Source organism: Pseudomonas sp. PS02288 (assembly GCF_029959715.1).
In the GTDB taxonomy this organism is placed as follows: Bacteria; Pseudomonadota; Gammaproteobacteria; order Pseudomonadales; family Pseudomonadaceae; genus Pseudomonas_O; species Pseudomonas_O kuykendallii.
This window is the reverse complement of record NZ_JASCPA010000122.1, coordinates 1-2,099: the sequence shown is the minus strand read 5'-3', so window position 1 is coordinate 2,099 and position 2,099 is coordinate 1. Positions and strand designations below refer to the sequence as shown.

Annotated in this window: 2 protein-coding genes; both read left to right on the top strand. The window is 68.3% G+C overall.

From position 1 onward, the window contains the following. On the top strand, positions 1-542 hold a 542-nt coding region (locus QMX85_RS23325; protein WP_282344925.1), incomplete at its 5' end, for a hypothetical protein. Next, a partial coding sequence (locus tag QMX85_RS23320; protein WP_282344924.1) for an ABC transporter ATP-binding protein occupies positions 539-2,099 on the top strand: 1,561 nt, incomplete at its 3' end. The genes QMX85_RS23325 and QMX85_RS23320, both read left to right, overlap by 4 nt.

Below are 2,099 nucleotides of genomic sequence, written 5' to 3'. Positions count from 1 at the left end.
GCCTGTGCGCCCGCGGCGAGCAAACGCCCCCCGCGGGCCCGGCGCACGACCGCTCGCTGTGCAACGCCTGGATCGCCTCGGCGCCCGGTGCCGAATTCTGCCGGTACTGGCTCGACGCGATGACAGAGGCATTCGACGGCAGCTGGAGCAATCACTCCACGCTGTTGCCTTACCGCCTCAGCAAGCGCTTCCCCGACCTGCTGGATATCCAGCCGCCCACTTCCTTCTATTCGCTGGACTGGACACCAAAGGGCATCGAAGACCTGCTGCTGCGCAACGTGACGCTGCCGGACGATGCCCGCAGCCTGCACCTGTGGAATCACCTGTGGTTCGACGCCTCGCGCCTGGACTTCAGCCATTTCCATGCCGGCCTGTTGACGGTCGACTACGTCGCCTTCGCCGACACCACCTACGCGCGCAATGCTCGGCGTTTCCTGCCGGCGGACGCCAGGCCCAGCCTGCTGGCCTACCAGCGGCAACGCGCGATGACCCTGCTGAGCCATCCCCGGCACAGCGTCCGATCCTGGCTGAACTCGCGATGACTGCCCGACAGGACTTCGACGACAACTGGGGGAAGCTGCGCCAGTTCGGCGCCGCGCTGTCACGTTTCCTGTCGCCGGCGCACAAGCGCCAGCTGTGCTGGGTGTCGATCTGGGCCTGCGGGCTGTCGGCGCTGGAAATGCTCGTCGCCGCCACCGTGATTCCCTACGTCGCCTGCCTCAACGAGCAGTGCCCGGTACTGATCGAATCGACGCTGCAGCGGCTCGGCTGGTCGGTCATCCCGACCCTCAGCCTTGGCCTGTTCCTGCTGATCTGCCTGAAGCTGATGGTCCAGGCCGGGCTGGCCTGGAGCGGTGCGCGCTTCAACCAGCAGGTTCAGCGCTACACCGTCAGCCGCCTGCTGGAGGGCTACCTGCATCTGGACTGGATGGGCTTTCGCAGCGAGAGCCGTACCCATTACTTCCGCCGCTGCGCGGCCACGGCGGTGGATGCCGCCTACGTCAGCCAGCAGTGCGTGACGATGATTTCCTCCACGTTGATGCTGGTGTTCCTCTCCGCGCTGATGCTCTGGCAGTACCCGCTGGCGTCCGTCCTGCTGGCACTGGGATTCCTGCTGCTCAACGCCCTGACCCACAGGCTGCTGAGCAAGGGGCAGAAGCAGGCCTCGCACGCACGCGAGGCCGCGTTGCAGCGCTGGAACACCAGCATGGCCGAGGCCTTCGCCTCATTCCGCGAGATTCGCGTGTACCACCTCGAGCGCTTCTTCCTGCGCCACGTCGACCATTCGCTCGAGGCCCTGGCCGCCGCCAACGTCAAGCTGACCGTCTTCCCGACGCTGCCGCGACTGGTGCTGGATTTCGCCGTACTGGGCATCCTCCTGCTGGTGGTCTCGCTGTGGATGCTGACCGGACGGCCGCTGAACCTGCTCCTGCCGCAACTGATCTTCTACGCCGTGGTGGCGCGGGCGCTGCTGCCCGCGATGATGAGCGTGCTGGGCACGCGCACCGCGCTGTTCGGCGCGGTGTACAACATCGAGCTGGTCCTTGGCGAGCTGGAACGCGCCGCCGCCAGCTACACCCAGCATGTGGGCATCACGGCGCAGGTCGCAGACACCCCGACGTTCACCCTCGAGCGGGTGACCTTCCGCCACGGCCCCCAATTGCCGGCGGTGCTCGACGAGGCGACGCTGCACATCGCGCATCCGTCCTGGGTCGCCATCGTCGGCCCGTCCGGCACCGGCAAGAGCACGCTGATGGAGCTGCTCTGCGGCATTCACCAGCCACAGTCGGGCCATGTCCGCCACGCCTGGCCCGAAGGCTCGTCACCCACCATCGCCTACATCCCGCAACACGTGGCCCTGCTGGATGACAGCATCGAGCAGAACGTGGTGTTCGGCTTCGACGACGGTGACGGCGAGCGGGTCGATACCGCGCTGCGCCAGGCCGGCCTGGAGGAGGTCGTCGCCCGCCTCGCGGGCGGCCGCCAGGCCGCGGCCGGCGCCGACGGCGCACGGCTTTCCGGCGGGGAACGCCAGCGGCTGGCACTGGCGCGGGGGCGGGTCCGGCGCCCCGGCCCGCTGGGGCGGGGTGTGGGCCCGT